General features: G+C 65.2%; 9 protein-coding genes. 1 reads left to right on the forward strand and 8 read right to left on the reverse strand.

Annotated features, from left to right (window positions below; translation table 11 throughout):
* Positions 1-96: 96 nt before the first annotated feature.
* The 8 genes from AC1DOQ_RS12435 to AC1DOQ_RS12470 all read right to left on the reverse strand — a co-directional run bounded on the left by AC1DOQ_RS12435 (position 97) and on the right by AC1DOQ_RS12470 (position 7440).
* Positions 97-738, reverse strand: a complete 642-nt coding sequence (locus AC1DOQ_RS12435) for an alpha/beta hydrolase (RefSeq protein WP_442121278.1) — start codon at positions 736-738, stop codon at positions 97-99.
* Between the two features lie 16 nt (positions 739-754).
* The gene (locus AC1DOQ_RS12440) at positions 755-1081 is read right to left on the reverse strand and encodes a (2Fe-2S) ferredoxin domain-containing protein (protein WP_477364049.1); all 327 of its coding nucleotides are present in this window, start codon (positions 1079-1081) and stop codon (positions 755-757) included.
* 61 nt (positions 1082-1142) lie between these two features.
* Positions 1143-2270, reverse strand: a complete 1128-nt coding sequence (locus tag AC1DOQ_RS12445; protein ID WP_477364052.1) for a VanZ family protein — start codon at positions 2268-2270, stop codon at positions 1143-1145.
* On the reverse strand, positions 2267-2905 hold the full coding sequence (locus AC1DOQ_RS12450) for an ABC-type transport auxiliary lipoprotein family protein (protein ID WP_477364055.1): 639 nt from the start codon (positions 2903-2905) through the stop codon (positions 2267-2269). The genes AC1DOQ_RS12445 and AC1DOQ_RS12450 overlap by 4 nt, the downstream gene beginning before the upstream one ends.
* 14 nt (positions 2906-2919) lie before the next feature.
* Positions 2920-3867, reverse strand: coding sequence for an MlaD family protein (locus tag AC1DOQ_RS12455; protein ID WP_477364058.1), 948 nt, complete (start codon positions 3865-3867; stop codon positions 2920-2922).
* 1 nt (position 3868) lies between these two features.
* Positions 3869-4720 carry an ABC transporter ATP-binding protein gene (locus AC1DOQ_RS12460; RefSeq protein ID WP_477364061.1) on the reverse strand — a complete coding sequence of 284 codons (852 nt, stop codon included), beginning with the start codon at positions 4718-4720 and terminating at the stop codon, positions 3869-3871.
* Complete coding sequence (locus tag AC1DOQ_RS12465; protein ID WP_477364064.1) at positions 4720-5871, reverse strand: MlaE family ABC transporter permease; 1152 nt, start codon at positions 5869-5871, stop codon at positions 4720-4722. Before AC1DOQ_RS12465 ends, AC1DOQ_RS12460 begins: the two co-directional genes overlap by 1 nt.
* 69 nt (positions 5872-5940) lie before the next feature.
* Positions 5941-7440 carry a B12-binding domain-containing radical SAM protein gene (locus AC1DOQ_RS12470; RefSeq protein ID WP_477364067.1) on the reverse strand — a complete coding sequence of 500 codons (1500 nt, stop codon included), beginning with the start codon at positions 7438-7440 and terminating at the stop codon, positions 5941-5943.
* Positions 7441-7567: 127 nt separating this feature from the next.
* Here AC1DOQ_RS12470 and AC1DOQ_RS12475 point away from each other — a divergent pair, with 127 nt between their 5' ends.
* Entirely contained in the window at positions 7568-7744 is a 177-nt protein-coding gene (locus AC1DOQ_RS12475) for a hypothetical protein (RefSeq protein ID WP_477364070.1), read from the forward strand.
* The last annotated feature ends 209 nt before the right edge of the window (positions 7745-7953 follow it).

The following is a 7953-nucleotide window of genomic DNA, read 5'->3' on the forward strand; positions in this document are numbered from 1 at the left end:
GGGAGCAAACGAGGTGATCAGTGGATGGTGACGCATAGGCAATGCTCAGGAGCATTGCCTAAAACAAAGACGGACCATTATAGGCCAGTGATCGCTTCAAATGTCACGTCGCCACAATTGCGCGACAAGATTTTTAATGTGAACGAGCTTGCGGTGGAAGAAATGGTCGGCGCCCGGAATCACGGTAACGGGGATGTCGAGCGGGCGCGCCCAGTCGAACACCTGCTGCAATGTGATCGTATCGTCAAGTTCGCCGTGGATCAGGATGGTGTCCGCCGGCACCGGCGGCATCGGCCATTTGCCGGCCGCGGTCCCGACCAGCACCAGGCGCTCGGCCGGGCGGCCTTGCGCTTCCAGGCGCTGCTGCAGCTGGGCCTGGACGAAGGTGCCGAAGGAGAAGCCGGTCAGCGCCACCGGCAGGCCGGGGTACTGTTCCGTCATGTGCTCGTACATGACCTGCATGTCGTCGACTTCGCCGCGGCCGTCGTCATACGTGCCTTCGGATTCGCCGACGCCGCGGAAGTTGAAGCGGGCCGTCACGTAGCCCAGGCCGACGAAGGCGCGCGCCAGCGTCTGCGCGACCTTGTTCTCCATCGTGCCGCCGTACAGTGGATGCGGGTGGGCCACCAGGGCGATGCCGCGGGGTGCGCTGCCCGGCGCGCCTTCCGGCTCGTCCAGCAGGCACTCCATCTTGCCGGCGTGGCCGGTCAGGTAAAATTTTTGCGAATGCTTGTTCATTACTAGCCAGGGCAGATCAGATTTTCAGGCGCTCGACCACTTCACCCTTGATCAGGTGGCGGTCGATGATCTCGTCGATGTCCGAGGTATCGACATAGGTGTACCAGGTGCCCTGCGGGTAGACCACCACGACGGGGCCCTCCTCGCAGCGGTCCAGGCAGCCGGACTGGTTGATGCGCACCTTGCCCTGGCCGTTCAGGCCGAGTTCCTTGATGCGCTTCTTGGCATGCTTCTGGGCGGTTTCGGCGCCGTGCTTGCCGCAGCTGGGGCGGCAGCCTTCGCCTTCGCGCACGTTCATGCAGAAGAAGACGTGGTGTTCGTAAAAGGGTTTTTCGTCGCTCATGTCGTTCTCGAATGGGTCCGGATGGGGCTATAGCTGTCCGCTATGATACGCCCTTCTCCCGTCAGGAGCGGTTCAGGCGGTGCGAAGGCAGCAGCAGGAACCACAGGGCGATGAAGGGCCAGGCCATGCCCAGGAACTGGGCGGCGCCGTTAAAGTTCAGGAATTTACCCTGCTGCCAGGCCTGCAGGGTGGCGACGAAATAGGGATTCGCCGGGATCGTGTTCACCACGATCAGCGACAGCACCAGGGTCACCACGGCCAGGCGGCGCTGCGCCACCGGCGGCGCGAAGGCCAGGCCGGCCAGCATGATCAGGCCGATCAGGAAGCCGCCCTGGGCGCCGGGCGTGATCCAGGTGAGGGCGTTATCCGGCGAGAAGAACAGCGAGCTGGCCAGGGTCTTGACCACGATGCCGGTGAAGACCAGGGCCAGCATCAGCCACAGCCTGGGCGCGCCGCGCCGGGCCAGGCACAGCAGGGTGAGGGCGGCGCCGCTCATGCCGCAGGCCGTGATCACGATCTCCGACAGCCAGTACTGCTCGACCGTCATGCCGGCGCCGCCGCGGATCATGGTCACCAGGTCGATGTCGGCATCGAGCCAGTCGGACAGCCATTCCGACAGCAGCGGCAGGATCTGGCCATTGCCGAACAGGTAACCCTGGGGATAGACCTGGGCCAGCGGCCACAGCGCGACCAGCACCAGGCCCTGGCTGGCATACGCGGCAAACCAGCGCTGGCGCAGGCGCTGCAGGCGGCCATGGTCGAGCAGCAGCGGGGCGAAGAACAGCCCGAGCACCGCGCCGGCCAGGCAGCCGGCCGAATTCGTCAGCAGGTCGAGGTTCGACGGCACCCGGCTGGGCAGGTAGTTCTGCACCGTCTCCATGGTGCCGGACACCAGGATGCCGGCCAGGCCCGCCACCACCACCGCCCACACGCCGCGTACCAGCGGATGCAGGGACAGGACCAGCAGCACGCCGAGCGGCATGTAGCCGATGATGTTGACCATGACGTCGAAGCCGGTCCAGTAGCGCTGCGGCTGCAGGTTCAGGAAGGTGAACGGCGACAGGCCGCTGCTGCGCCAGCCGGAAAACGGAAACCAGCTCGCGTAGACGATCAGCAGCAGGTAGGCCAGCAGCGCGGCGCGTGCAACCGGCGATGCGCGCGTCCTGGCCTGGTCTGGCGTCCCGGTCATCGGCGATTCTGGTTCAGGTTCAGCGTACCCAGCCAGGCCACGATGTCGGCCGCGATGGCGTCCGTGCTGGCCGCCAGTGCGCGCGCGCCGCCGGCCGCATCCGCACTGCCGGCGGGGGTGGTGCGGGCGAAGCTGCGCTGGTCGACCAGCACGTGACCCTGGAATACCGAGGCGCGCAGCGCGACCTGGCCCTCGCTCTGCGCCGCGCCGCTGAAGTTGTGGATGAATTCGTCGACGTCGATGCGCAGGATCGGCACCCCGTTCGAGGCGTCGGTTTCGGACAGCACCTTGGCGCCCGACTGCGCGATCCGGGTCTTCATCCGCTGGGTCATCATCTGCAGCGGGTTCGCGGTCCAGCGGCTGTTGGCATAGCTGCGCGCCTGCAGGGCGTCGGCGTAGCTGAGGCGATAGAACATGCGCTCGTTCTCGAGGGCGCTCGAGCCGGTGATGTCGGTGACGACGATCGCGCCGACCGGCGCCGCGGCCTGCGCCTGGGAGGCGGCCGGCATGGCCGGACCGAAGTCGAACTGGGTGGTCGGCTCGCCCTTCTGCGAGGCGCAGCCGGCGAGCAGCAGCGCGGCGGCGGCCAGGGCGATGAGACGGTGCTTGAGTAGGGTGGCGCTGGGCAGGGTCACGGTTTCCTCATGGGTCATTTGGTCGGTGGGACGAAGCCGGGTTCGCCGGGGCCTGGCTGGGCCTTGGGCGCGCCGAACAGGATGCTCTGCGGACGGTCGCCGATATTCGTCACCGTGCGGCGGACGGCGCGCAGCGAGATGCGCGCCTCGTCGGTCATCTCGACCAGGTGCGGCAGGGTGCGCATCTCGAGGTCGGAGGTCACGCCTTCGAGCGAGGCGATGGCGCCGGCGGCGCGGTCGATCGGGCCGCCCGGCGCCTGCAGATTGGTGGCCAGGCGGTCGTAGTTGCGCACCGCGCTGTTGGCGCTGTCGGACAGCTCGTTCACCGACGTCATGGTGCGATCGAGCTTGGCGGTCAGTTCCGGCATGCGCGCCAGCGTCGGCTGCAGCTGTTTCGGGATCTCGCCGTAGGCCTGCGCCGCCTTGCTGATGTTGTCGACGGCGCCGGTGATCTTGTCGGCGTTCTCCTGGCTCAGGATGCTGTTCAGGCTATTCGTGATCTGCTCGGTCTTCTCGAGGATGGACAGGCCGCGCTTTTCCAGCTGGTCCAGCAGGCCGGGACGCAGCGGGATGCGCGCCACATGGCCCTTGTCGCTCTGCAGCAGGGGCGAGCCGGTGCGGTCGTCGTCGAGCTGGATGAAGGCGATCCCGGTCACGCCCTGGTAGCCGAGCGAGGCGAAGGTGGTGGTGGTGACCGGCGCGCCGTCGGCGATCGACAGCCTGATCAGGATCTGGCCGGTCACGCGCGGGTCGAACACGATGTCGTCGACGCGGCCGACCTCGAGGCCGCGGTAGCGCACCGCGGCCTGCGGGTTCAGGCCCGGAATGGTCTGGGTGGTGACGATCTCGTAGGGGCGCATCTCGGTGCGGTCGCGGTTCAGCCACAGGCCGACCAGAATGGCCGCCACCAGCAGCGCGACCGTGAAGAAGCCCGTCATCAGGGCATACGATCTGTTTTCCATGTCAGTCTTCCGATTCCTTTCCGGCGTAGCGCTCTTCCAGCACTTCCAGCGCCCGCTGGCCGCGCGGGCCGAGGAAAAATTGTTTGATGAAGGGATGCTTCACGCGCAGCACATCGCATGCGGGGCCGACCGCCAGCACGTGCTTCTCGGCCAGCACCGCGATGCGCGAGGACAGCGCGAACAGGGTATCGAGGTCGTGGGTAACCATCACCACGGTCAGGTGCAGCTCGTTGTGCAGGGTCTGGATCAGCTCGACAAAGGTGTCCGAGAGGTCGGGATCCAGTCCGGCGGTGGGCTCGTCCAGGAACAGCAGCTGGGGTTCGAGCGCCAGGGCGCGCGCCAGCGCGGCGCGCTTGATCATCCCGCCCGACAGGTCGGACGGCATCTTGTTGGCGTCGCCCGGGCCCAGGCCCACCATGTTCATCTTCAGCAGCACGGCATCGCGGATCACGTCCTCGGGCAGGGCGCGCAGCTCGCGCAGCGGCAGGGCGATGTTGTCGAACACCGTCAGCGCCGAATACAGGGCGCCCTGCTGGAACAGCATGCCCCAGTGGTTGCGCATGCGCTGCAGCTGTTCCGGGCTGGCGCTGCTGACGTCCTCGCCGAACACCGTCACCGTGCCGCTCGACGGGTGTTCCAGGCCCAGCATCTGGCGCAGCAGCACGGTCTTGCCGGTGCCCGAGCCGCCGACGATGGACAGGATCTCGCCCGCGTAAATATCGAGGTTCAGGTCCTGGTGCACCACGGTGCGGCCGAAGCGGGTCCAGAGATTGCGGATCTGGACCACCGGCGGTCCGACTTTTTCGTCGGGCTTGAGGTTGAGGGTCTGGGTCTGCTTGTTCGTCTTGTCCATCAGCTGAACCCCACGCCGGAAAAGACGATCGCGAACACGGCGTTGGCCATGATGACCACGGTGATCGCGGTGACCACCGAGGTTGTCGTGAGGCGGCCCAGGCTCTCGGTGTTCGGCTTGATGCGCAGGCCGAAGTGGCAGGCGGTCATGGCGATCAGCATGCCGAATACGATACCCTTGCCGAGGCCGATCATGTAGTTCACGATCGGCACCGCCGACGGCAGCTTCTGGATGAAGTAGCGCAGCGACAGGCTCAGTTCGACCTTGGCCGCCAGCATGCCGCCCAGCAGGGCCATGGAGTCGGTCCAGACCACCAGCAGCGGCATCGCGATCGCCAGTGCGATCACCTTCGGCATGATCAGGCGGTAGCCGTGCGAGATACCCATCACCAGCATGGCGTCGAGTTCCTCGGTCACCCGCATCACGCCCAGCTGGGCCGTGATCGAGGAACCGGAGCGGCCGGCCACCAGGATCGCCGCCAGCAGCGGACCCAGTTCGCGGATGATCGCCATGCCGAGGATGTTGACCAGGTAGATGTCGCCGCCGAACATGCGCAGCTGCTGCGCCGACAGGTAGGACAGCACGATCCCGATCAGGAAGCCCACCAGGGCCGTGATGCCCAGGGCCTGAAAGCCGGAATGGTAGATGTTGGCCGAGATTTCCTTCCATGGCCCCGAGCGCGGATTGCGGATGAAGCGGCCGACGTCCTGCACTACCTGGCCGATCAGGATCACCACCGCCTTCATGTGTTCGAAGAAGGACAGCACGCCCGAACCCAGCCTGATCACCCAGTTGAAGGGGCTGGTGCGCACCCGCGGCAGCTCGATGCCGCTGGCCTGCTCGAGGCGCACGAACAGCTCTTCCTGCTTCGGATCCAGGGTCAGGTGGCTGGGACGCTTCTTGCCCCAGGCGCTCCAGAACATCTGGGCGCCGATGTGGTCGAGGCTCGTCACTTCCGACAGGTCCCAGGCCAGCGAGGGCTTGTCGGCCAGTCCGGCCAGGGTCTTGTTGATGCTCTTGAGGGCACCGCGCCTGGCCAGCGCATGGACCTGCCACACGCCGCGCGCCACCACGGACTGTTCCGTCCCAGCGGGCCTCTGCTCCGGGCTGGGATGTTCTATAGTTAATGTTGGCGCATTTTCAATCTGCATTACGGCAGTGTAAAAGAGAATCGCAGGAGGTGCCACACGCGCGGCGGTAGCGTGCCCGTGCCGGCTTCCTCAGGCGGCCAGGTGGCGGACCTGGCGTTCGGGCGCGGCGGCGGCGGATTTTTGCTTGTGCGCGGACTGGCCGGCCGGCTTGTCGACATTGCCGGCGTAATCGCTGGCCAGCAGGGTCTTCGCCGCATCTTCGCCCATCCCCTTCAGTTGCAGCCATTCCTGCACCAGCTTCGCCAGGCGGTCGAGGGCGATGCGGTGGGTGGCGTCGGTCCGGGTGTACATCCAGTCGGAGAAGGCCATGAAGTTGGCGAACGGCGCCTCGCCCAGCAGCGTCTTGACGGTATGCGCGAAGCGGCCGGAGTTGGCCACCAGGTCCCAGTAGCGGGCAAAGCGCACCAGGCGCTGCATCGTCGCGAAGTCGATGCGGTCGGTGGCCAGCACGGTATAGGGCGGATAGGGATCGAACACCATCGCATAAGGCTCGGTGTGGCGGATGATCGGCGTGCCGCGCAGGCGCTTCAGGATGCCGAACTGGATCTCGTGCGGGCCGAGCGACACCAGGTGGTCGAAGCCGCGCGCGAAGCTGTCGACGTCCTCGCCCGGCAGGCCGGCGATTAGGTCGACGTGCAGGTGGGCGTGCGAGTGTTCGTGCAGCCAGCGGATGTTGTCCGCGGCCTTGGCATTGTCCTGGCGCCGGCTCACCAACGCCTGCACCTCGGGATTGAAGCTCTGGATGCCGATCTCGAACTGCAGGGCGCCCGGCGGGAATTGCGCGATGGTCGTCTTCAGCGCTTCCGGCAGGTGGTCGGGGACCAGCTCGAAGTGGGCATAGACCGGATCGTTTGGCGCGGCAGCGATCTTGTCTAGGAAGAACTGCATGATGCGCTGGCTGGTCTTGACGTTCAGGTTGAAGGTACGGTCGACGAACTTGAACAGGCGGGCGCCGCGCCGGTACAGGCCTTCCATCTCGGCCAGGAAGCCGTCGATGCCGAAGGGCCAGGCGGTCTTGTCCAGCGACGAGAGGCAAAACTCGCACTTGAAAGGACAGCCGCGCGAGGCTTCCACGTAGATGGTGCGGTGGGCGATGTCCTCGTCGCTATATAGAGAGTAGGGCAGGGCGATGTCGGCCATCGGCGGCTGGACGCCGGCGTGGACTTTCATGATCGGCTTCGGGCCGTGCAGGATCTCGCCGCACAGCCTGGGGAAGGTGAGGTCGCCCCAGCCGGTGACGGTGTAGTCGGCCAGGCGGACGATCTCCTGCTTGTCGGTCTCGTAGGAGACTTCGGGGCCGCCCAGCACGACCGTCACGTCGGGGGCGACGCGCTTGAGCATGGCGACGACCCTGGTCGTCTCCTCGACGTTCCATATATAGACGCCGAAGCCGACGATGCGCGGCTTCCTGGCCAGCAGGCGTTCGACCACTTCGGTGGTCTTGGCGCCGATGACGAATTCCATCAGCGCAGTCTGCTCCTGCAGCTCTCCCATATTGGCCAGCAGGTAGCGCAGGCCCAGCGAAGCGTGGGCATAGCGGGCGTTGAGGGTGGAGAGCAGGATGGTCATGGCGGTGCGGATCGGAAATCGGGACGGCAAAGCGTGCATTGTACCGGTCCGGCGCGCGTCTGCAGTGTGGCGCTGCATGTGCGGGCCTTGCGGGGCCGCCGGGGCTTTGCTATCATTCGGTCCCTCGTTGAACACGACCGCCGATTCAGGTTTTTCCGGCAGTTTCAGCGAGGTGTGTCCGAAAGGCACGAAGCAAAAAGAAGTTGACGAACACTGCGAAACACTGCATAATCTCGCTTCTCTGCTGCTGACGAACAAAACGATTCGCAGAACGCAGCAAGGCAGTACCGAATACGATCTTTAACAATCAACAGTCGATAAGTGTGGGCGTTTGATGAAGTGCCAGYAYCCTTYGGGGTGCTGAATGCTTAAATTATCAAATGTTCACAAAAAGTATAACGTTGCTCAGYAATGAGTAACGGTCAGTATTTTGAGTGAGCGACATGACACGCAAGTGTCAAAACAGAGATTAAACTGAAGAGTTTGATCCTGGCTCAGATTGAACGCTGGCGG

It is taken from the genome of Massilia sp. 01N417 (assembly GCF_056399645.1).

What these genes read in the sequence shown, in the direction of transcription:
- AC1DOQ_RS12435 (WP_442121278.1), bottom strand. Translation starts at nt 738, where the DNA reads ATGAACAAGCATTCGCAAAAATTTTACCTGACCGGCCACGCCGGCAAG.
- AC1DOQ_RS12445 (WP_477364052.1), bottom strand. Translation starts at nt 2,270, where the DNA reads ATGACCGGGACGCCAGACCAGGCCAGGACGCGCGCATCGCCGGTTGCA.
- AC1DOQ_RS12465 (WP_477364064.1), bottom strand. Translation starts at nt 5,871, where the DNA reads ATGCAGATTGAAAATGCGCCAACATTAACTATAGAACATCCCAGCCCG.
- AC1DOQ_RS12440 (WP_477364049.1), bottom strand. Translation starts at nt 1,081, where the DNA reads ATGAGCGACGAAAAACCCTTTTACGAACACCACGTCTTCTTCTGCATG.
- AC1DOQ_RS12460 (WP_477364061.1), bottom strand. Translation starts at nt 4,720, where the DNA reads ATGGACAAGACGAACAAGCAGACCCAGACCCTCAACCTCAAGCCCGAC.
- AC1DOQ_RS12470 (WP_477364067.1), bottom strand. Translation starts at nt 7,440, where the DNA reads ATGACCATCCTGCTCTCCACCCTCAACGCCCGCTATGCCCACGCTTCG.
- AC1DOQ_RS12455 (WP_477364058.1), bottom strand. Translation starts at nt 3,867, where the DNA reads ATGGAAAACAGATCGTATGCCCTGATGACGGGCTTCTTCACGGTCGCG.